At 64.4% G+C, this 21,407-nt stretch carries 20 protein-coding genes and 1 rRNA gene; 19 read left to right on the top strand and 2 right to left on the bottom strand.

The window, feature by feature from the left end; all coding sequences use genetic code 11:
* Positions 1 to 3: 3 nt before the first annotated feature.
* The 7 genes from rrf to recN all read left to right on the top strand — a co-directional run bounded on the left by rrf (position 4) and on the right by recN (position 5,940).
* Positions 4 to 120, top strand: a 5S ribosomal RNA gene (gene rrf / locus FOY51_RS26720).
* Between the two features lie 84 nt (positions 121 to 204).
* Complete coding sequence (locus FOY51_RS26715) at positions 205 to 1,101, top strand: tetratricopeptide repeat protein (protein WP_149433306.1); 897 nt, start codon at positions 205 to 207, stop codon at positions 1,099 to 1,101.
* The gene (locus FOY51_RS26710) at positions 1,098 to 2,078 is read left to right on the top strand and encodes an HAD-IIA family hydrolase (protein WP_235916809.1); all 981 of its coding nucleotides are present in this window, start codon (positions 1,098 to 1,100) and stop codon (positions 2,076 to 2,078) included. Before FOY51_RS26715 ends, FOY51_RS26710 begins: the two co-directional genes overlap by 4 nt.
* 53 nt (positions 2,079 to 2,131) lie before the next feature.
* Positions 2,132 to 2,410, top strand: a complete 279-nt coding sequence (locus FOY51_RS26705; RefSeq protein WP_187776489.1) for a hypothetical protein — start codon at positions 2,132 to 2,134, stop codon at positions 2,408 to 2,410.
* A 1-nt stretch (position 2,411) separates the two neighbouring features.
* Positions 2,412 to 3,233: a TlyA family RNA methyltransferase gene (locus FOY51_RS26700; RefSeq protein ID WP_149433305.1), complete on the top strand. Its 822-nt coding sequence runs from the start codon at positions 2,412 to 2,414 to the stop codon at positions 3,231 to 3,233.
* A complete protein-coding gene (locus tag FOY51_RS26695) occupies positions 3,230 to 4,159 on the top strand; it encodes an NAD kinase (protein ID WP_149433304.1) in 930 nt (309 codons plus the stop codon). The genes FOY51_RS26700 and FOY51_RS26695 overlap by 4 nt, the downstream gene beginning before the upstream one ends.
* Before the next feature lie 2 nt (positions 4,160 to 4,161).
* Positions 4,162 to 5,940 carry a DNA repair protein RecN gene (gene recN, locus FOY51_RS26690; protein ID WP_149433303.1) on the top strand — a complete coding sequence of 593 codons (1,779 nt, stop codon included), beginning with the start codon at positions 4,162 to 4,164 and terminating at the stop codon, positions 5,938 to 5,940.
* Position 5,941: 1 nt separating this feature from the next.
* On the opposite strand, the gene FOY51_RS26685 is transcribed toward recN, so the two are convergent.
* The gene (locus FOY51_RS26685; protein WP_149433302.1) at positions 5,942 to 6,376 is read right to left on the bottom strand and encodes an SRPBCC family protein; all 435 of its coding nucleotides are present in this window, start codon (positions 6,374 to 6,376) and stop codon (positions 5,942 to 5,944) included.
* A 154-nt stretch (positions 6,377 to 6,530) separates the two neighbouring features.
* On the opposite strand from FOY51_RS26685, the gene steA reads away from it, so the two are divergent.
* The 12 genes from steA (at position 6,531) to der (ending at position 19,629) form a co-directional block, all read left to right on the top strand.
* On the top strand, positions 6,531 to 7,715 hold the full coding sequence (gene steA, locus FOY51_RS26680) for a putative cytokinetic ring protein SteA (protein ID WP_149433301.1): 1,185 nt from the start codon (positions 6,531 to 6,533) through the stop codon (positions 7,713 to 7,715).
* Positions 7,712 to 8,656, top strand: a complete 945-nt coding sequence (locus tag FOY51_RS26675; RefSeq protein ID WP_149433300.1) for a copper transporter — start codon at positions 7,712 to 7,714, stop codon at positions 8,654 to 8,656. Before steA ends, FOY51_RS26675 begins: the two co-directional genes overlap by 4 nt.
* 85 nt (positions 8,657 to 8,741) lie before the next feature.
* The gene (gene gad / locus FOY51_RS26670; RefSeq protein WP_149433299.1) at positions 8,742 to 10,457 is read left to right on the top strand and encodes a glutamate decarboxylase; all 1,716 of its coding nucleotides are present in this window, start codon (positions 8,742 to 8,744) and stop codon (positions 10,455 to 10,457) included.
* A 160-nt stretch (positions 10,458 to 10,617) separates the two neighbouring features.
* Positions 10,618 to 12,375 (top strand): CTP synthase, encoded by a 1,758-nt coding sequence (pyrG, locus tag FOY51_RS26665; RefSeq protein WP_149433308.1) that lies wholly within the window; start codon positions 10,618 to 10,620, stop codon positions 12,373 to 12,375.
* A complete protein-coding gene (locus FOY51_RS26660) occupies positions 12,372 to 13,019 on the top strand; it encodes an NUDIX domain-containing protein (RefSeq protein ID WP_149433298.1) in 648 nt (215 codons plus the stop codon). Before pyrG ends, FOY51_RS26660 begins: the two co-directional genes overlap by 4 nt.
* Positions 13,020 to 13,021: 2 nt before the next feature.
* Entirely contained in the window at positions 13,022 to 13,945 is a 924-nt protein-coding gene (xerD, locus tag FOY51_RS26655; protein ID WP_149433297.1) for a site-specific tyrosine recombinase XerD, read from the top strand.
* A 91-nt stretch (positions 13,946 to 14,036) separates the two neighbouring features.
* The gene (locus tag FOY51_RS26650) at positions 14,037 to 14,966 is read left to right on the top strand and encodes a ParA family protein (protein ID WP_235916808.1); all 930 of its coding nucleotides are present in this window, start codon (positions 14,037 to 14,039) and stop codon (positions 14,964 to 14,966) included.
* The gene (locus FOY51_RS26645) at positions 14,963 to 15,799 is read left to right on the top strand and encodes a segregation and condensation protein A (RefSeq protein ID WP_149433296.1); all 837 of its coding nucleotides are present in this window, start codon (positions 14,963 to 14,965) and stop codon (positions 15,797 to 15,799) included. The genes FOY51_RS26650 and FOY51_RS26645 overlap by 4 nt, the downstream gene beginning before the upstream one ends.
* Positions 15,796 to 16,494: an SMC-Scp complex subunit ScpB gene (gene scpB, locus FOY51_RS26640; RefSeq protein WP_149433295.1), complete on the top strand. Its 699-nt coding sequence runs from the start codon at positions 15,796 to 15,798 to the stop codon at positions 16,492 to 16,494. The genes FOY51_RS26645 and scpB overlap by 4 nt, the downstream gene beginning before the upstream one ends.
* A 14-nt stretch (positions 16,495 to 16,508) precedes the next feature.
* Entirely contained in the window at positions 16,509 to 17,519 is a 1,011-nt protein-coding gene (locus tag FOY51_RS26635) for a pseudouridine synthase (protein ID WP_149433294.1), read from the top strand.
* Positions 17,516 to 18,205 carry a (d)CMP kinase gene (gene cmk, locus FOY51_RS26630; RefSeq protein ID WP_149433293.1) on the top strand — a complete coding sequence of 230 codons (690 nt, stop codon included), beginning with the start codon at positions 17,516 to 17,518 and terminating at the stop codon, positions 18,203 to 18,205. Before FOY51_RS26635 ends, cmk begins: the two co-directional genes overlap by 4 nt.
* Positions 18,202 to 19,629 carry a ribosome biogenesis GTPase Der gene (der, locus tag FOY51_RS26625; protein ID WP_149433292.1) on the top strand — a complete coding sequence of 476 codons (1,428 nt, stop codon included), beginning with the start codon at positions 18,202 to 18,204 and terminating at the stop codon, positions 19,627 to 19,629. Before cmk ends, der begins: the two co-directional genes overlap by 4 nt.
* 50 nt (positions 19,630 to 19,679) lie before the next feature.
* On the opposite strand, the gene FOY51_RS26620 is transcribed toward der, so the two are convergent.
* Positions 19,680 to 21,266 carry an HNH endonuclease signature motif containing protein gene (locus FOY51_RS26620; RefSeq protein WP_187776488.1) on the bottom strand — a complete coding sequence of 529 codons (1,587 nt, stop codon included), beginning with the start codon at positions 21,264 to 21,266 and terminating at the stop codon, positions 19,680 to 19,682.
* Positions 21,267 to 21,407 lie beyond the last annotated feature (141 nt).

Below are 21,407 nucleotides of genomic sequence, written 5' to 3'. Positions count from 1 at the left end.
AGTTACGGCGGCCATAGCGACAGGGAAACGCCCGGACCCATCCCGAACCCGGAAGCTAAGCCTGTCAGCGCCGATGGTACTGCACCCGCCAGGGTGTGGGAGAGTAGGACACCGCCGAACATAAATTAAACGAAAGGGGACCCAGACTACTGGGTCCCCTTTCGTCATTTCTGGCGTAAATGCCTGTCGTGAAAGGGAATTGCATTGACGGACAGCAGCGGTGATCGCAAGTCGTTCCGTAGTGGCAAGCCCCCGCGTCAGGGTGGTGGCGCAGGTTCGGGCGGCAATCGACAGGGCGGTGGCAATCGACAGGGCGGTGGCCAACGTGGATCCGGCCCCGACGCTCCGCGTCGTCGCGGCGGTGAAGGCACCTTCGGTGGCGGCGCCGGTCGGCCGAGCGATTCCGGCGCGCGCCGACCACCACGTCCGGAAGAACCCGATCTACCCGAAGAAGTACAAGCGAGCGATCTGGACCCTACGGTTCGTCGGGATCTGTTGAGCCTCGACAAATCCAACGCCGAGGCTGTCGCCCGGCATCTGGTGATGGCGAGCGAGCTCGTCGAGGACGATCCGCGTCTCGCGCTCGCGCATGCCCGCGCAGCACGTCAACGTGCAGGCCGTATCGCCGTTGTTCGCGAGACCGCGGGCGTCACCGCATATCACGCAGGTGAATGGGCCGAGGCATTGTCTGAACTGCGTGCATCGCGCCGAATGGCAGGCGGCCCTGGGCTTTTGGCTGTGATGGCTGATTGCGAGCGCGGTCTCGGCAGGCCGGAACGGGCAATCGAGCTCGGCCGCAGCGACGAGGCTCGCCTCCTGACCGGCGACGACGCGACCGAACTGCGGATCGTGGTTGCCGGCGCTCGGATGGACCTCGGTCAGTTCGATCAAGCAGTCGTCACGCTGCAGACCCCAGAACTCGATGTATCGAAGTCCGGCCCCAGCTCGGCGCGTCTCTTCTACGCGTACGCCGACGCGCTCGTTGCTGCGGGCAGAATCGACGACGGCGTGAAGTGGTTCCTGAACTCCGCCGCAGCAGACGAGGATGGCGAAACCGACGCCGAAGAACGGGTGGAGGAGCTCTCCGGAGGCGGTCAGTGACTGTGGTCGCTCGCCTGAGAGATCCGTACGACGCACTGTTGCTTGACCTCGACGGCACGCTCTATCGTGGAAACGATGTGGTTCCGGGCGCAGTCGATGCGCTTTCTTCGAGCGCGCAACGCCGACTATATGTGACCAACAATGCGAGTCGCAGTCCCGCCGACGTAGCCCAGCATCTTTCTGATCTGGGTTTCGATGCGGCCGAGTCCGATGTCGTGACCAGCTCGCAAGCGGCGGCACGACTACTCGCAGAACACCTCGAGCCGGGTGACGCCGTGCTGATCGTCGGTACCGATGCACTCGCCGACGAGGTTCGAGCCGTTGGGCTGACACCGACCCGCGCCGCCGACGATCTGCCGAAGGCTGTTGTGCAGGGTCATTCGACCGCGACCGACTGGTCGATCCTTGCCGAAGCGGCGTACGCGATCCGAGCAGGCGCACTCTGGGTCGCCGCCAACACCGACACGACGCTGCCGACCGAACGCGGCTTCGCTCCAGGCAACGGTGCGATGGTTGCGGCACTGCGGGTGGCGACGCTGTCGGAGCCGATCGTGGCAGGAAAGCCGGCCGCGCCGTTGCTCGAAGATGCGTTGCAGCGCTGCGGTTCTCGAAACTGCCTGGTCGTCGGCGATCGGTTGGATACTGACATCGCCGGTGCAAACGAGGTGAAGCTCGACTCACTGCTGGTACTCACCGGTGTCAGTACTGCCGACGATCTCCTGGGCGCAGCACCGTCCGAGCGCCCCACCTATCTCGCTCTGTCCCTCGACGCGCTGAATCAACCTGCCGACGCGGGTCCTTCGGGTTGGCACGTCGAGCTCGACGGTTCCGACCTCGTGCTGAGCGGAAGCGGTGACGCCTCGGCCGCGCTGCTCGCCACCGCTCGCGTTGCGTGGAATCACGCAGGCTTCCGGCGCGTGGCACCGGCGGACAGTGCTGCAGAACAGGCAGTTGTGCAATGGAACACGCGAGCCTGAGCGCGCGGTTCCCTGCGAGCAAGGCAGACCGAAATCGGCTAGCGTTGGGGCCGATGAACATGCCAATGCCACGCCCCGGACAACACCTGCAGAATCGTCTGCACGTGCACGGCCACGGTGGCGACGACGGCGCTCAGACCGCAGCGGATCCGCAGAATTTCGCCGACCCAGAACGCATTCAGGGCGAGGTCGCTGACCTGCTCGACCAGCTGCACGTGCCATCAGCCGACGCGCAGACCCTCGAGCAAGATCAGATTCCGCATCAGGCGCGGGTGCTCGAGCAGGCACACGACGTTTTGGTGCGCGCCTTGGCGACCGTGGACAAGATCTGAGGTGGTTCGGCGGGCGCGCGTGGACGCCGAACTGGTTCGGCGGGGTTTGGCCAGGTCACGGGAACATGCTGTCGAGTTGATCAGTTCGGGACGGGTGTTGATTGCCGGATCCGTCGCGCAGAAGCCGGCGACCGCGGTGGAGCCTGGAACAGCGCTGCTGGTTCGAGAACTGTCCGACGAAGTGTCGTGGGCATCTCGTGGCGCTCACAAGTTGCTGGGCGCACTGGACGCGTTCGGCCCCGCTGGATTGGCGGTATCGGGTCGGCGTTGCTTGGATGCCGGTGCATCGACCGGCGGGTTCACCGACGTGCTTCTCGAGCGTGGCGCGCGCGAAGTTGTCGCCGTCGACGTCGGCTACGGGCAATTGGTCTGGAAACTGCAGTCCGACGATCGCGTCTACGTCCACGACCGAACCAACGTCCGCACCCTCGACGTCGACACCATCGGCGGTCCGGTCGATCTGGTGGTCGCCGACCTGTCGTTCATTTCGTTGGCTCTGGTCCTACCCGCATTGGCGGGCTGCGTTGTCCCGGGCGGTGATCTGGTGCCGATGGTGAAGCCACAGTTCGAGGTCGGTAAGGATCGGGTGGGTGCCGGTGGTGTCGTCCGCGATTCCGCGCTGCGAGCAGAGGTGGTGCTCGACGTCTCTCGTGCCGCTGCGCAGCTCGGTCTTCGCACGGTGGGCGCCGTAGCGAGCCCGTTGCCCGGGCCTTCGGGGAACGTGGAGTATTTTCTGTGGCTCCGAGCGGAATCGGGCACAGGGGCCGAGACCGAGGACGCGTCGAACTTGATCGAGCGAGCTGTGCAGGAGGGGCCACAATGAGCGGATCCACGGTGGATCGCCGCGAGATTCTGCTTGTCGCGCATCCGGGTCGTGCGGAGATCACCGAGACGGCGCAACGTGTTGCGCAGATCTTCGGTGACGCAGGCATCGCTCTGCGGGTGCTGGCCGACGAGGCGTATCACACACAATTCGAGTCGGCGATGGCCGACACCACGTGCCAGGTCGCCATTGTCGACGCAGGTCCCGATGTTGCCGCGGGCTGCGAGATCGTGTTGGTTCTCGGCGGCGACGGAACACTGCTGCGAGCCGCCGAGATGGCGCATTCGGCGTCTGTCCCCGTGCTCGGCATCAACCTCGGTCGCGTCGGGTTCCTCACCGAGGCGGAAGCCGAGTCACTCGACGACGCGCTCGCCCAGGTGGTGCGCCGCGACTATCGCATCGAACATCGGATGACTATCGACGTGGTGGTCACGCTGGACGACGAGGTGATCGATCGTGGCTGGGCCCTCAACGAGGCGAGCATCGAGAACGAGTCGCGTCTCGGCGTTCTGGAAGTGGTTCTCGAAGTCGACGGTCGTCCGGTCTCGTCCTTCGGCTGCGACGGTGTGCTGATTTCGACTCCGACCGGTTCGACGGCGTATGCGTTCTCAGCGGGCGGTCCGGTGATGTGGCCGGAACTGGAAGCGCTGCTTGTCATTCCGAGTAACGCACATGCATTGTTCGCGCGTCCGCTCGTGACCAGCCCGGAGTCCGTCATCGCTGTCGAGACCGATGCGAACGGTCACAAGGGGCTGGTATTTCTCGATGGCCGACGCACGCTGTCGCTACCGCGCGGCGGCCGCGTCGAAGCCGTTCGTGGAGCGACCCCGGTTCGGTGGGTTCGATTGGATTCCGCACCGTTCGCGGATCGGATGGTGCGCAAGTTCGAACTACCGGTGACCGGCTGGCGCGGAAGGAAGGGCTAGCGGTGCTTGCGGAGATTCGGATCGACGGCCTCGGTGTGATCGCCTCGGCCAGTGCGCAATTCCATGAGGGCCTCACGGTTCTCACCGGCGAAACCGGTGCGGGTAAGACGATGGTGGTCACCAGCCTCCACTTGCTCAGCGGTGCTCGAGCGGACGCGGGGCGGGTGCGTCTGGGCGCCGATCGCGCCGTCGTCGAAGGCCGGTTCACCACCGACGATGTGAACAGCGCGGCGGAGGAAGAGGTCGGGCGGATTCTCGAATCCGCCGGAGCGGATCGCGACGAAGACGGCAGCGTGATCGCGTTGCGCACGGTGAACAGCGACGGCCGCTCGCGCGCTCACCTCGGCGGGCGCAGTGTTCCCGCCGGTGTGCTCTCCGACTTCACCGGGCCGTTGCTCACGGTCCATGGACAGAACGACCAGTTGCGACTGCTCCGACCTGACCAACAGCGACGCGCGCTCGATCAGTTTGCCGCCGACTCGGTGGGCCCGCTGCTCGAGAAGTACGCCGCGCTACGAAAGAAATGGCTCGACGCGCGAACCGAGCTGATCGAGCGCACCGAGAAGAGTCGCGAACTCGCGCTGGAGACGGACCGGTTGCAATACGGAATCAACGAAATCGATTCCGTTGCACCGCAATCGGGTGAAGACGACAGCATCGTCGTCGAGGTCAAGCGGCTCGGCGATCTGGATTCGTTGCGTGAAGCCGCTGTCGGTGCCCAAATGGCCCTGGCCGGCGCGTCGGCGGATATCGGTGCGGAATCTGCCGGCGATGCCGAAGGTGCGCTCGACCTACTCGGCGCAGCGCGGTCGCGCATCGGGGGGGCCGACGATCCGGCGCTGCACGCACTCGGGCCGCGACTCGACGAGGCCATCGTGCTGGTGACGGACGTGTCGGCCGAACTCGGCTCCTACCTGTCCAACCTGCCAACGGATCCGAATGCGCTCGATTCGCTGCTGACCCGTCAGTCGGAGCTGAAGAGCCTGACTCGGAAGTACGCCGCCGATGTCGATGGCGTGCTCGAGTGGGCGGCGACTGCGCGCGAGCGGCTGTCCAAGATCGACGTGTCCGCGGATGCGTTGGCGGAGTTGGCAAAGTTGGTCGACGCCACGGCGGAGGCTCTTGCTGCCGCTGCGACGAAACTGACCGCCGCGCGTGTCAAGGCCGCAACCAAGCTTGCCAAAGCTGTGAGCACCGAACTCGGTGGACTCGCGATGGGTAAGGCCAAGCTGGAGGTCGATGTCCGCGATGTGCTTGCGGGGTCGCAGGATTCGGCTCCGCTCACCATCGGGAATCGCGAATTGCATGCGGGCTCGGCCGGTGTGGACGAGGTGGAGTTTCGTCTGTCCGCGCATTCGGGTGCGCAGTCACTCCCGATCAGCAAGAGCGCATCGGGTGGCGAGCTGTCGAGGGTGATGCTGGCGTTGGAAGTTGTCTTGGCAGGCTCGGAGAAGGGCGCCACCATGGTGTTCGACGAGGTGGACGCGGGGGTCGGCGGCCGCGCAGCTGTGGAGATCGGCCGTCGGCTCGCTCGGTTGTCACGCACCCATCAGGTGATCGTGGTGACGCACCTTCCGCAGGTGGCCGCGTTCGCGGACATCCACCTGGTCGTCGACAAGTCCGATACCCGCGGTGTGGTCAACAGTGGTGTTCGGTCACTCACCGACGACCAGCGCGTCATCGAGCTCGCGCGGATGCTCGCCGGTCTGGACGACACCGAGACCGGTCGAGCACACGCGGAAGAACTGCTGGCGACTGCCAGCGCGGAACGTGGCGCCTGAATCAGGCGGATGCCCGCTTGATTGCGGTCTTGCGCGCGCCGGAAACGAAGCTGCCGACCAGCGCTCGCAGTCCCAATTCCAGCAACGGTGCGGGCACGGGCAGCTTGGGAATCGATTCCATCGTGTACACCACGCGCGTCCCGCCCGGCGCATCCGCGAAGGTGATGACGCCGGTGTGGCTCTTGACCGGCGCGCCTGCCACCACCTTGTATTCGATGCGCTCGCCCGGCACCAGCGTGGTGATCTGCTCGGAGACTCCGACGTTGCCGAAGCCGAGGAAGTGCACCGCGCCGACACCTTGGCGCTCGGTGGTCCCGGGCGTCTTCAGTCGGGTCGTGACCGGCAAGAACTCACCGTTGCGCTCGCGGTCGGCAAAGATGCCGTAGACCACGTCGCGTGGAGCTTCGATCACGGTATCGGTGGTGTAGCTGGCCATCGGGGTCCCTTCATCGGTTGACCCGAAGAGCGTAGTCATTGCTGCAACCGTTGGATACATGTACCTATCCGCGATGGTGCGGATGTGACTGATGTGATAATTGATTCGGCGCGCCTCCGCCATCCATACGTCATCGACCGCCATCATCGTGTGCATGAAGATGCCGGCATTGCTCTCCCGAAACACCGAGTCGCTGCCTGGAATCAGCGGCATTGCCAGGGTCGATCGCAATACCGCCAGGTTGTTGCGACGCGTCGGACCCGGCGACATCGTGGTCATCGACGAACTCGACATCGACCGGATCACGGCCGATGCCCTCGTCGGGGCCGGTGTCCTCGCGGTGGTCAATTCATCTCCGTCCATCTCCGGTAGATACCCGAACCTCGGCCCCGAGGTGATCGTCGCCAACGGCATCACCCTGGTCGATTCCGTCGGCCCCGACGGGTACAAGAAGATCAAGGACGGCTCGAAGGTCCGCATCGACGAGGGCGTCGTATACGCGGGGGAGCGCGAACTCGCCAGCGGTACGGAGCTGAGTGAAGCCGCGATCTCGGACCGCATGATCGAAGCGCGAACCGGTCTCGCTGCGCATCTGGAAGCATTCTCCGGCAACACGATCGAGTACATCCGGACCGAAAGTCCGCTGCTGATCGATGGAATCGGCGTTCCCGACATCGATCTGCAGCTCAAGGGCCGCCACGTCGTGGTCGTCGCCGATGGCCCGGACCATGTCGCCGATCTCAAGAATCTGAAGCCGTTCATCAAGGAATACGCGCCGATCCTGATCGGTGTCGGTTCGGGTGCAGATACGTTGATGAAGGCGGGCTACCGACCCGATCTGATCGTCGGCGATCCCGAGAACATCACCAGCGCAACGCTGAAATGCGGTGCGGAAGTGGTTCTTCCGGCCGACCCCGATGGTCACGCTCATGGTCTGGAACGGATTCAGGATCTGGGCATCGGCGCCATGACGTTCCCGGCATCGGGTGGTCCGGCCGACCTCGCGCTGCTACTGGCCGACCATCACGGTGCTTCGCTGATCGTCACCGTCGGTGCCGCCGCATCGCTCGACGAGTTCTTCGATCGTGGCCGTCGGGACAGCAACCCCGCAACGTTCTTGACGCGTCTCAAGGTCGGCACCAAGCTGGTCGACGCGAAAGCGGTGTCGACTCTGTACCGCAGCCGTGTGCCCGGAGGCGCCATCGCGCTGCTGATCATGGCGGCCTTGATCGCCGTCATCGTGGCCGTCATCGCGTCCAACATGGGTGCCGAGTTGCTCGATTGGGCCATCGCCACCTGGAACAGCTTCGCGATTTGGGTCCAGGGATTGTTCAAGTGATTTCACTGCGTCAACACGCAATTTCGATTGCGGCCATTTTTCTGGCGCTGGCGTTGGGAGTAGTGCTCGGATCGCAAACCATTGCATCCGACCTGCTCTCGGGCCTGCGTGATGACAAGACGAATCTGCAGGGCAACGTCGATCAACTGCAGAACGAGAACAATCAGATGAAAGGCCAACTCGGCGCCGCCGACGGCTTCGATGCGGCCAACGCAGGACGAATCGTCAAGGACGCACTCGCGCAGCGGACGGTAGTGCTGTTCACCACCCCGGACGCCGATCCCGGCGACGTCGACGCCGTGTCCCGAATCATCGGGATGGCGGGCGGCTCGGTCACCGGCAAAGTATCGCTGACGGACGCATTCCTCGACTCCACCAACGGTGATCGGCTGCGGACCACGATCAACAACGTCATTCCCGCAGGAACCCAATTGCGCACCGGCGCAGTGGATCAGGGCAGCCTCGCCGGTGACCTGCTGGGCGCCGTGCTGCAGTTGAACGCGAAATCGGCAGAGCCGCAAAGCAGCCCGGAAGAAATGGCGCTCGCCTTGGACACCCTGCGCAGCGGCGGCTTCATCGGCTACGACGACAATTCGGTGAAACCGGCCCAGCTCGCCGTCGTGCTCACCGGTGACTCGTCGAGTGCCGAGACCGGAAACCGCGGATCCGTGATCGCTCGCTTCGCGGGCGCGATGGATGCTCGCGGTGCGGGAACGGTGCTTGCAGGAAGGCCGGGTTCGGCCAACGGCAACGGGCCGATCGCTGTGATGCGCGCCGATGCCGCCCTGTCGGCATCCACGTCGAGCATCGACGACATCGATCGCGAGGCCGGACGAATCACGACGGCGTTGGCACTGCAGGAGCAGCTCAACGGCACGGCCGGTCGATACGGAACCGGACCCAAGGCATCGGCGGTCACGGTCGGGGCCACTCCCAGCTGACCGCAACGAGTTCGAGCCGATCTCCGTCGGCGGCGACGCCACAGACGTACGGTCGATTCACGTCGACAATCGTGGAGGAATCGCCATGGGTTTGGTACAGAAGGCAGGCATCGAGGAGATCACCCGTCGGGCGACTCGAACGTCGCTGACAGCGTCCGTGCTACCCGACGACATCGCCGATGCCGTGAACCGTGGCCTCGCCGCCGCGGCGTCAGGCAATGTCAGCGAGACCGTGACGTCGTCGCAAGAGGTGATTTCGTCCGGTATCGCGAAGGCGTCCGAGATCGGCGGAGCGCTGTCGGGTCGATTGTTCGGGATGGTGCGACCCAAGCCCCACGAAAAACCCGCGCCGCCACCTGAACCGACACCTGCGCCGATTCCGGAAGCGGCAAAGCCGACCCCACCGCCGGCGACCCACCCGGCACCGGCAGGCGCCACGGCGGCCGATCCGGAACCGAACGGCTTCCCGTCCGAGTCGTATCAGCGCGCGCCGACGTTCTTCTTGCAGGCGAAGGGCTGCGGCGTCGAGCACGCGTACGAAATGATATCGAGCGAGCTCTTGCTCGACGGCAGCGCCCGGCTCAACCTCGCAACGTTCGTCACGACGTCGATGCCACCGTTGGCGGCTCGGTTGATGGCCGAGACCGCCGACAAGAACATGATCGACAAGGACGAATATCCGCAGACAGCGGAGATGGAGGCGCGGTGCGTCAACATCATCTCGAACCTGTGGAACTCGCCGTCGGGTGAATACGCGATGGGGTGCTCGACCACCGGATCCAGTGAGGCGGTGATGCTCGGCGGCCTCGCGATGAAGTGGCGGTGGCGCGAGAAGATGCGCGCACTGGGGAAGCCGACGGACAAGCCGAACCTGGTGACCGGTGCCAACGTTCAGGTGTGTTGGGACAAGTTCATGCGTTATTGGGACGTCGAAGAGCGCCTGGTGCCGTTGGAAGGCAACAAGCTGCACCTGACAGCCGACCGCCTGTGGGACTTCTGCGACGAGAACACGATCGGCGTCGCTGCCGTGTTGGGGTCGACGTTCGACGGCAGCTACGAGCCCATCACCGAGATCGCCGCGGCCCTCGACGAGATCCAGGAGAAGAAGGGTTGGGACATCCCGCTGCACATCGACGCCGCGTCGGGCGGCTTCGTCGCACCCTTCATCCAGCCGGACCTGGTCTGGGACTTCCGCATTCCTCGAGTGGTGTCGATCAACGCATCCGGCCACAAGTACGGGTTGGTGTATCCCGGTGTCGGCTGGGCGATCTGGCGCAGCCCCGAGTTCCTGCCCAAGGACTTGATCTTCGAGGTGAACTACCTCGGCGGTCAGATGCCGACGTTCTCGTTGAACTTCTCGCGGCCCGGCAGCGAGGTGGTTGCCCAGTACTTCATGTTCACCAGCCTGGGCTTCGAGGGCTACCGGCGGGTGCAGCAGCAGAGCTCGGACATCGCGCAGTACCTTTCTGCGGAAATCGAGAAGATCGGACCGTACGAGCTGGTCAGCAGGGGTGACGAGCTACCGGTCTTCGCGTTCAAGCTGAAGAATTCGGTGAAGAACTACACGGTGTTCGACGTATCCGACCGGCTTCGCGAACGTGGGTGGCAGGTGCCCGCGTACACCTATCCGGCCAACCGCACCGACCTCGCCGTGTTGCGGGTGGTGGTCCGGGCGGGAATGACGCACGACATGGCCGATCTGTTGTTGGCCGATCTGCGAAAGCACACGGCGCGGCTGGAGTCGTTGAGCGGTCCGATGCCGGAGAGCTTGGAGAGTGGAGACCAGATCTTCGCCCACTGACGGGCGGCGGATCGCGATGCTCGGTCAGTGACGCAGGCGACTTACCTGGCGCGTCGCTGGCTGGGTGTCGGGCACAGGTGTTACCGTGAAGTCCCGTGGGACGGCAGGCCCCAGTACCACTCTCAGAGCCAAGCCCTGCAGCGTCGTCACGGGAGCAGCATTGCCACAGTCACGCATTCATTCGCGTACCGCCACCAAGCACATCTTCGTCAGCGGTGGAGTTGCTTCTTCCCTCGGTAAGGGATTGACCGCATCCAGCCTCGGACAGTTGCTCACGTCGCGCGGACTGCGCGTCACCATGCAGAAGTTGGATCCGTACCTCAACGTCGATCCGGGCACCATGAACCCGTTCCAGCACGGCGAGGTGTTCGTCACCGAAGATGGCGCCGAAACCGACTTGGACGTCGGGCATTACGAGCGCTTCCTCGATCGTGACCTCTCCGGGTACGCGAACGTGACTACGGGCCAGGTCTATTCGACGGTCATCGCCAAAGAGCGCCGCGGCGAGTACCTCGGCGACACCGTGCAGGTGATCCCGCACATCACCGACGAGATCAAGAGCCGCATCCTCGCGATGAACGGGCCCGACCTGCAAGGGCAGACGCCGGACGTCATCATCACCGAAATCGGCGGCACCGTCGGCGATATCGAGTCGCAGCCGTTTCTCGAGGCGGCACGCCAGGTCCGCCACGATGTCGGCCGCGAGAACGTCTTCTTCCTGCACGTGTCCTTGGTGCCCTACCTGGCTCCGTCGGGCGAACTGAAGACGAAGCCGACGCAGCACTCGGTGGCGTCGTTGCGCAACATCGGTATTCAGCCGGACGCGCTGATTCTGCGGTGCGACCGCGAGGTGCCGCAGGCGCTCAAGAGCAAGATCGCACTGATGTGTGACGTCGACGTCGACGGCTGTATCTCGACGCCGGACGCGCCGTCCATCTACGACATTCCCAAGGTGCTGCACGCCGAAGGCCTCGACGCGTACGTGGTTCGGAAGCTGGGACTGCCGTTCCGCGACGTGGATTGGACAGTCTGGGGCGATCTGCTCGCGCGTGTTCACGAGCCACGCGAGACCGTCGAGGTCGCGCTCGTCGGCAAGTACGTCGACCTGCCCGATGCCTACCTGTCCGTGACCGAAGCACTGCGGGCCGGTGGCTTCGCGCATCGCGCCAAGGTGGAGATACGTTGGGTGCCGTCCGACGAATGCGAGACCCCCAGCGGTGCCCAGCATGCGTTGGGCGATGTCGATGCGGTGCTGATTCCCGGCGGGTTCGGAATTCGTGGCATCGAAGGCAAACTCGGTGCAATCAAGTACGCCCGTACCAGAGGCATTCCGCTGCTGGGACTGTGCCTCGGGCTGCAGTGTGTGGTGATCGAGGCGGCCCGCGCGGTGGGACTCGACGACGCGAACTCCGCCGAATTCGATCCAGACACAGCGCATCCGGTGATTTCGACGATGGCGGATCAGGAGCAGATCGTGGCGGGTGAAGCCGACCTCGGCGGCACCATGCGCCTCGGCGCGTACCCGGCCACCCTGACGAAAGGCTCCGTGGTCGCGCAGGCATACGGCTCGGAGACGGTGTCGGAGCGGCACCGGCATCGCTACGAGGTGAACAACAGCTATCGCGACCGAATCGCCAAGAGCGGCTTGCGTTTCAGCGGTACCTCCCCGGATGGGCACTTGGTCGAGTTCGTCGAACTGCCCGCCGACGTGCATCCGTTCTTCGTTGCTACGCAGGCACATCCCGAGCTCAAGAGTCGCCCGACCCGACCGCATCCACTGTTCTCGTCGTTCATCAGTGCGGCGCTGCGCTACAAGGCCGCAGAGCGACTGCCCGTCGACATTCACGGCGACGAGAACGCAGCCGACGACGAGCCCCAGCGGTTCAAGGACCAGCCGATCACGGGACAAGCGTCGTGACTGTGCCGGGGGAGCATCGGTTCGAGACCGTCGCGTCCGAGACGGTCTACTGCGGTGCGATCTTGGCGCTGCGACTCGATCAGGTGGCGATGCCGGGTGGTTCCGTTGCCGAGCGCGAGGTGGTCGAGCATTACGGTGCCGTCGCCGTTGCCGCCTTGGACGCAGACGATCGGTTGGTGCTGATTCGTCAGTACCGCCACCCGGTCGGTGCGCGACTCTTGGAACTGCCCGCGGGCTTGATCGACAAGCCAGGTGAAGATCCGCTGGCGGCAGCACAGCGTGAACTTGCCGAAGAGACCGGCCTTGCGGCACAGCGATGGTCGGTGTTGGTCGACATCGCGCTGTCTCCCGGTTTCACCGACGAGGCGCTGCGGATCTACCTGGCCGAGGGCCTCGCTGACACCGATCGCGACGAACCCGAACTCGAAGAAGCCGATATCGAACTGGTGCGGATGTCTGTCGACGACGCCGTGCGAGGCACGTTGAACGGCGAGATCGTCAATGCGACAGCGGTTGCGGGCGTGCTGGCGTTGGCAGCGGCGCGCAGCACCGGTGCGACGTTGCGGCCTGCGGATGCGCCGTGGGACGGCGTACCGACGGCCTTCGCGCGCCGTAAGGCAGCAGCCTCGAATCGCGCGGAGTAGTCGTGCTCGCGCGGCAACTGCAGACCTACCTCGACCATTTGGCCGTCGAGCGCGGTGCCGCGAAGAACACGCTCAGCTCGTATCGCCGCGACCTGGAGCGGTACTGCGGATTTCTCGCCGACCGGGGAATCGACGGGCTCGGCAAGGTCGCCGAAAGCGATATCAGCGAATTCGTGGTGGCATTGCGGCGCGGCGATCAAGAGGCGAAACTGCCTGCGCTGGCGGCGAGTTCGGCCGCACGCGCACTGATCGCCGTTCGGGGTCTGCATCGATTTGCGGCGGCCGAGGGTATGGCATCCACCGATGTCGCTCATGCGGTGAAGCCACCGACGCCGGGGCGGCGGCTACCGAAATCGCTGCCGCTGGACGACGTTCTGGCGTTGTTGGATGCGGCGGGCGGATCGAGTGAGACCGATGGGCCTCGATCGCTGCGGGATCGGGCGCTGTTGGAGCTGTTGTATTCGACTGGTGCGCGCATCTCGGAGGCAGTGGGTCTCGATGTCGACGACATCGATACCGAGAACCGTGCTGTCGTGCTGGACGGCAAGGGCGGCAAACAGCGGCTGGTACCCATCGGTCGGCCTGCCGTCGCTGCGATCGACACCTATCTGGTGCGCGGCCGTCCGGCTCTGGTGTCGCGGAGCGAACATGGTTTGTTCCTCAACGTGCGCGGTGGACGACTGTCGCGGCAGAGTGCGTGGCAAGTGCTGCAGACGGCGGCCGAGCGGGCCGGGATCTCGACCGGCGTCTCGCCGCACACGCTGCGCCATTCGTTTGCGACACACTTGCTGGACGGTGGCGCGGACGTACGCGTGGTGCAGGAGTTACTGGGGCACGCTTCTGTGACGACGACGCAGATCTACACGCTCGTGACGATCGGTTCGCTCCGCGAAGTTTGGGCTGGAGCGCACCCACGAGCTCAGTGAAAGGGTGTGTCCGGCCGCGCGTTCGATCGGGGAGACGGTAGCGTCTAGATCAGAAATTGGGCGTGCAGACAGGACAGGGGAGCACCGGATCGTGACAACACCGCATCAGCCGGCGAGCGGCGCGACGCGGGATGTCGACGGTACTGCGTGGGGCGCGAAAGCGGGACCCGAACACAGCACGCCGGATCTGGGACCCACTGGCCGTCCGGCGCGAGATATTCCGGAGCCGACGCCTCTCACCAGCCACGGACCCGCGAAGATCATCGCGATGTGCAACCAGAAGGGTGGCGTGGGAAAGACCACGTCGACCATCAACCTGGGTGCATCGCTGGCCGAGTACGGCCGTCGGGTACTGCTGGTCGACCTCGATCCGCAGGGCGCACTGTCCGCGGGACTCGGTGTGGCACACCATGATCTGGACCTCACGGTGCACAACCTGCTGGTCGAGCCGCGGGTGTCTATCGACGACGTGCTGATGCGGACCAGGGTCGACGGCATGGACTTGCTGCCCAGTAACATCGATCTGTCGGCAGCCGAGATTCAGCTGGTGAACGAAGTAGGCCGCGAGCAGACCTTGGGTCGCGTCCTGCATCCCGTGCTCGATCGCTACGACTATGTGCTGATCGACTGCCAGCCTTCGCTCGGGTTGCTGACCATCAACGCGCTGGCCTGCGCCGACGGTGTCATCATCCCGATGGAGTGCGAATACTTCAGCCTCCGCGGGCTGGCGTTGCTCAACGACACCGTCGACAAGGTGCGCGATCGGTTGAACCCGCGACTGTCGCTGTCCGGCATCGTCGTGACGATGTTCGATTCGCGCACGCTCCATGCTCGCGAGGTCATGGCCCGGGTGGTCGAAGTCTTTGGTGACGTGGTGTACGACACCGTGATCACGCGGACCGTTCGATTCCCGGAGACCAGTGTCGCGGGCGAGCCGATCACCACCTGGGCGCCGAAATCCGGTGGGGCCGAGGCATATCGGGCGCTGGCACGCGAAGTCATCCACCGGAACGGCAAGTGAGCGAGACCGCTGTTGCGCAAGCGCCTGTCAGCGACACCGAAGCCGGTGCGGAGCAGGGCTTCAAGGTGCGGCTACGCAACTTCGAGGGTCCGTTCGACCTGCTTCTGAGCTTGATCAACCAGCACCGTCTCGATGTCACCGAGGTGGCGCTGCACACGGTGACCGACGACTTCATCTCCTACACCAAGAATCTCGGTCGCGAGATGGGCCTGGATCAGACCACCGAATTCCTGGTGATAGCTGCCACCCTGTTGGACCTCAAGGCTGCCCGGCTGCTGCCGCAGGGGGACGTCGAGGATGCCGAAGACCTCGCGTTGCTGGAAGCGCGCGACCTGCTCTTCGCCCGGCTGATGCAGTACCGCGCGTACAAGCAGGTCGCGTTGATGTTCGGCGAGCTGGAGGCAGCCGCGTTGCGGCGGTATCCGCGTTCGGTGTCGTTGGAAGAGCGGTTCGAAGCGTTGCTGCCCGAAGTGATGATCGGAGTCGGCGCCGCACAATTCGCACAGATCGCAGCGACGGCGTTCAGTCCACGACCCGTTCCCACCGTCGGGCTCGGTCACCTGCACACGCCCAAGGTGTCCATCGCGGAGCTGGCGCAGCAGGTGTTGGCGATGCTGCAGATCCACGGCGAAGGCAAGTGGGCGACATTTCGTGAATTGATCGCCGATTGCGAGCATCCAGTCGAGGTTGTCGGCCGATTCTTGGCCTTGTTGGAGCTCTACCGAGAAAAAGCGGTGGAATTCATACAGGAAGATGCGCTGGGGGAGTTGTCCGTCAGTTGGACCGGCGCCGAGGACACCACGCGCCACATTGTCGAAGAGGACTACGAGTGAGCGAGATTCCGGAGTCCGAGCCGATTGAGCAGGTCGAAGCAGAGCCGCTCGATGACGCCGAACTGCGGTCGGCGTTGGAGGCAATGTTGCTGGTCATCGACTCGCCGGCCAGCTCTGAGCTGCTGTCGTCCGCGGTCGGCGACACCCCGGCGCGGATCGAAATGGCACTGCGAACCATGTCCGATGATCTGACTCGGCAACGCAGTGGAATCGACCTGCGCTACGTGGGCGACGGGTGGCGTTTCTATACGCGCAGCGAGTTCGCACCGTATGTCGAACGGATGCTTCTCGATGGTGCGCGGTCCAAGTTGACCCGCGCCGCTTTGGAAACTTTGGCCGTTGTGGCATACCGTCAACCGTTGACTCGCGCACGGGTCAGTGCTGTTCGCGGCGTCAATGTCGACGGTGTGATGCGGACGTTGCTGGCTCGTGGATTGATCGCCGAGGCGGGTGCAGACTCGGAAACCTCGGCAACGATGTACTCCACTACCGAGCTGTTTCTGGAACGGCTCGGGTTGGCGTCGCTCGCCGATTTGCCTCCGCTGGCGCCATTGCTGCCGGATGTCGACCTGATCGACGAGATAAATGACAGTCTGGAGACCGACCCGCGTTTCACCAGATTGCGTGACAAAGGAAAGTCGGCGAACGCGGCATCCGAGCCTGAACTGGCATCGGACCTCGAAACCGAAGATTGACAAGGAAATAGGTTGTGAACAAACCCGCTCGCCGAGACGGCACACCGGACAGAAACAGACAAGGCGGCAAGCCTGCAGCACGTAAGGCAGGCGCCCCGAAATCTGGAGCAGCGAAGAAAGCAGCACCGAGGGCAGGCACGCCCCGCACAGGGGCTGCGCCCACCGGCGGCAAGGCCAAGGCGCCGAGGCCCCAACGTAAGCAGTCGCAGCCGACCAAACTCAGCAATGCGAAGCCGGCCCGGCACCAGAACGCCGAGGAGTCGTCGACAGGTCCCGCCAAGCTGCCGTGGGGCGAAGGCGTGCGACTGCAGAAGGTGCTCGCGAAGGCGGGTGTGGCTTCCCGTCGCGCCGCCGAAGAGCTGATCGACGAAGGCCGCGTCGAGGTCGACGGGAAGATCGTCAAGGAGCAGGGTCTTCGGATCGACCCGAACAAGGCAGTGGTTCGCGTCGATGGCACCCGCGTCGTCATTCAGGAAGAACTGGTGCACCTGGCGTTGAACAAGCCGCGTGGGTGGCAGTCGACGATGTCGGACGATCTGGGTCGGCCGTGCGTCGGCGATATCGTTGCCGAGCGGATCGCAGCTGGTCAGCGACTGTTTCACGTCGGCAGGCTCGATGCCGACACCGAAGGTTTGCTGCTGGTGACCAATGATGGCGATCTTGCACACCGGCTGATGCACCCGTCGTACGAGGTGTCGAAGACGTATATGGCCACCGTCAACGGCCTGGTTCAGCGCAATGTGGGCAAGCAGCTCAAGGCGGGCGTTGAGCTCGAGGACGGGCCTGCGAAGGTCGACCAGTTCACGATCATGGACATGGGCGAAGGGAAGACCCTGGTCAAGGTGGTGCTGCACGAGGGTCGTAAGCACATTGTGCGTCGGCTACTCGAGGCCGTCGATCACCCGGTGATCCGCTTGGTACGCACGGACATCGGTCCGGTGGCGCTGGGGGAGCAGCGACCGGGAACGCTTCGCGTGCTCGGCCGCGACGAGATCGGCAAGCTGTACGAGGGGGTCGGGCTGTGAGCGACTCCCCATTGATCGTGGCAATGGACGGACCGTCGGGCACAGGAAAGTCGAGCGTGTCGCGCAAGTTGGCGCAACGACTCGACGCCAGTTACCTCGACACCGGTGCGATGTATCGCGTGGCGACACTGCAGGTGCTTCGCAGTGGGGTCGAGTTGGACGATGCCGAGGCGATTGCGGCTGCCGTCGTCGATCTGGCGCTGACGATCGGGACGGATCCGACGGCCGAAGTTGTTCTGCTCGGCGACGAAGACGTATCGGGCGAGATCCGCGGCGGCGAGGTCACCAAGGCGGTTTCCGCGGTGTCGGCGGTCGGCTCGGTGCGTGAGTTGCTGGTCGATCTGCAGCGGCAGTTGGCGTCCAACGCCGGACGGATCGTTGTGGAGGGACGCGACATCGGAACGGTCGTGCTGCCCGATGCCGACGTCAAGATCTACCTCACCGCATCGGCGCAGGCTCGTGCACAGCGTCGCAACGAGCAGAACATCGCGGAAGGGCGTGGCGACGATTTCGATGCCGTCCTCGCGGATGTGGAGCGACGAGACAACCTGGATTCGACTCGCGCATTGTCGCCGCTGCGACCGGCCGACGATTCGGTGACGGTCGACACCAGCGATTTGGGCATAGACGGCGTGATCGATCGGTTGCACCAAGTTGTGTGTGAGCGGACTGGAGCAGTGCGATGACCGAGGAAATCGGCACCGAATACGTGGGCGACGGCATCTGGAGTGAGGAATCGGATTGGGATGTAGCCGATCTCGGTGCAGACGGCGACATCTTCGATGCCCGACCGATGCCGACCCTCGCGGTGGTCGGGCGGCCCAACGTCGGCAAGTCGACGTTGGTGAACCGCATCATCGGTCGTCGTGAAGCCGTGGTCGAGGACGTACCGGGTGTGACGCGCGATCGTGTCTCGTACGAGGCGAATTGGGCCGGCCGCAAGTTCATGGTGCAGGACACGGGTGGCTGGGAGCCGGACGCAAAAGGGTTGCAGCAGTCGGTAGCTCGGCAGGCCGAGTTGGCAATGCAGACGGCGGATGCGATCTTGCTCGTCGTCGATGCCGTTGTGGGAGCGACAGCCACCGACGAGGCCGTTGCGCGCGTGCTGCGCCGGTCGAAGACGCCAGTTATCTTGGTGGCCAACAAGGTCGACGACGAACGTGGCGAGTCGGAAGCGGCGTCGCTGTGGTCTCTCGGTCTGGGACAACCCCGTTCGGTGAGTGCGACGCACGGACGCGGCACAGGCGATCTGCTCGACGACGTGTTGGCGGTGTTGCCGGAGACTCCTCGTGAAGGTGGTCAGCATTCCGGACCGCGTCGAGTTGCGTTGGTGGGCAAGCCGAATGTCGGCAAGTCGAGTTTGATCAACAAGCTCTCGGGTGACGAGCGTTCCGTTGTGCACGACGTTGCCGGTACGACGGTCGATCCCGTCGACTCGTTGGTCGATCTCGGCGGCAAGACGTGGCGGTTCGTCGATACGGCAGGTCTGCGCAAGCGCGTCAGCCATGCGAGCGGTGCCGAGTTCTACGCGTCGCTGCGGACCAAGGGCGCCATCGAAGCGGCCGAAGTGGTGATTCTTCTGATCGACGCGTCCGAGCCGCTCACCGAGCAGGATCTGCGTGTGCTCAGCATGATTGCCGACGCCGGGCGTGCGCTGGTGATCGCGTTCAACAAGTGGGACCTGGTCGACGAAGATCGGCGCTACCAACTCGAGAAGGAGATCGACCGCGATCTTTCCCGTGTGCCGTGGGCGCAGCGGGTGAACATCTCGGCGAAGACCGGTAGGGCTGTCCAGAAGTTGGTGCCCGCGTTGGAGACTGCGCTCGAGTCGTGGGACAAACGGGTGTCGACGGGTCGGCTCAATACTTGGCTCAAGGAAGTGGTCGCCGCGACGCCGCCGCCCATGCGGGGCGGTCGGTTGCCGCGAATCATGTTCGCGACCCAGGCCGGAACGCGTCCGCCGACGTTCGTGTTGTTCACGACCGGCTTCCTCGAGGCCGGCTACCGCCGATTCATCGAGCGGCGGTTGCGTGAGGAATTCAACTTCGACGGCAGTCCGGTTCGTGTGTCCGTTCGCGTTCGCGAGAAGCGAGATCGCAACAAGCGCTGAGGCTTTCGCCATCAGAAGGGCGCTTCTTCGTCCGGCTCTTCTGGTGGCTCCTAGCGATCTGGTCCGTTGCGGATCTTCGGGATCAGATCGGGATCCGGTGGTGACGCCGTCATTCCGCCATCCGGCAGCGTGATGTGCGTGGTCTGGTAGCTGGTGGTCCAGATGATGATCCCACCGGGCAACATTTTCGCCGACCACAGCTTCATCGTCTTGAGTTGGTGGTGAAATGCGCACAGGCATTGCAGATTCGACGGGATCGTCCACCCACCGGCATGCGGGGCGTGATGGCGAAACGGAATCACATGATCAACCTGACACTTCTTCGCCGGCACCCGACACCCCGGGAATCGGCAATGCCGATCCCGGGCCCGCACAATCGCCACCGTCTCCGCATCCGGCTTGTAGTCCACCGCACCCGGTGGCGGTGTGGAATGGCCGCCATGCCCGTCTGGGTGTTCCCCGTTTGCTAGTTGCGGGTCTTTCGCGATCGCATTCGCGACCAGTTCGGCTACCGCTGTCGGTGACAATTCCGCCGTCGCCGGATCAGACAGCGCAGGTGTCGACCCGAACTCCGGCAACCACCCCGCCTTGCGACGCTGACCGCGGCCGTGGAAGACCGACACACACGCACGCGGTGGTTTCGTCGCTGCAGGCTCGTCAGGCACGGCCGGATCGGAATCCGGCGTCTCGGCCGAATCCTGCTCCGTCGATTCGGCATTCGACGATTCCGATTCGAGTGAACCCACAGGTGCCGAATCCTGTTGCACCGGTGCACTTTCAGCTCCAGTGCCACCTTCGTCCGATGCGGCCACAGCGCCGTCAGCCGTGGGCGTGGCCTGCGCTGCTGGATCGGCGTCGTCGTCGACAAGGCCAAGCGCCCGTGCCATCTCGAGGGCCTCGGTCAACATGGCCTGCCACGTCCCATCGGCCGCAAGTTCGCGCGCCAACGCGGGATCGATCGGACCGTAGCCTTCGAGATACGCGGGGTTCGACAGCAACCCCAACAACGTCGCGACATCGATACTGACTTGCACCAACGGAGTGCGCCGCTTCTGCGACACCTTCTCCGCAGCAACACAATCAGCACGACCACACTTACATTGCAACCGGTTCTCACCATGAATCAACGCTTGAAACGCATCCACCAACCGGTACTGCCTGTTCCGGCGATCGTGTGTGCACACGGTGTCGGCCACCTCCGTAATCCGTTGCCACGTTGCTTCGCACTCCTCGGGTGAGAGGACCGCCTCGAACACACCCAGATCACCATCACGACGCTTCCGCACCCGCCGACACTGGGTTGCATCGATACGCCGCTGCGCCACTTCGTCGGGGGCGATGCGGATCAACACCTGCTCGATCGCCGACCCCAACGGACCTGGCGACAGATTCCGCGCCGCAGCAACAATCTCCGGTTCCGCCGCGGCCACGGTGGCCGCAGTGAACCCGCCCAACGACCGGGAAATCTTCGCCACCCGCGCATAATCCAACCCGCCCGCCGCGAACGCCGCCCGCGTCAACGGCAGCCGCAACCGCAGGTCGAGGCCGAGCAGCGCGTAATTTTCGGCCATCGTCTTCGAACACCCGATCCGCACCGCGATCTCCGCCAACGCGTTGTTACCGCAATCGACGATCACATCCCCACCCGCAGCAACATGAAGTACCCCAGGTTTAGTTCCGATCTTTATAGGAGGATCGAAGCTATGCCCCGTCAGTACCCGCCGGAGGTCCGGCAACGAGCTTTACGTCTGCTCGAGGTGACGCTGCAGGACTCGGAG

This window comes from Antrihabitans cavernicola, assembly GCF_008297975.1.
In the GTDB taxonomy this organism is placed as follows: domain Bacteria; phylum Actinomycetota; class Actinomycetes; order Mycobacteriales; family Mycobacteriaceae; genus Antrihabitans; species Antrihabitans cavernicola.
This window is presented reverse-complemented; position numbering and strand designations above follow the sequence as displayed.

Bases quoted from the DNA above. Each gene is read 5' to 3' on its own strand.
- FOY51_RS26705 (WP_187776489.1), top strand. From the start codon at position 2,132: ATGAACATGCCAATGCCACGCCCCGGACAACACCTGCAGAATCGTCTG.
- FOY51_RS26695 (WP_149433304.1), top strand. From the start codon at position 3,230: ATGAGCGGATCCACGGTGGATCGCCGCGAGATTCTGCTTGTCGCGCAT.
- FOY51_RS26685 (WP_149433302.1), bottom strand. From the start codon at position 6,376: ATGGCCAGCTACACCACCGATACCGTGATCGAAGCTCCACGCGACGTG.
- steA (WP_149433301.1), top strand. From the start codon at position 6,531: ATGAAGATGCCGGCATTGCTCTCCCGAAACACCGAGTCGCTGCCTGGA.
- gad (WP_149433299.1), top strand. From the start codon at position 8,742: ATGGGTTTGGTACAGAAGGCAGGCATCGAGGAGATCACCCGTCGGGCG.
- der (WP_149433292.1), top strand. From the start codon at position 18,202: ATGACCGAGGAAATCGGCACCGAATACGTGGGCGACGGCATCTGGAGT.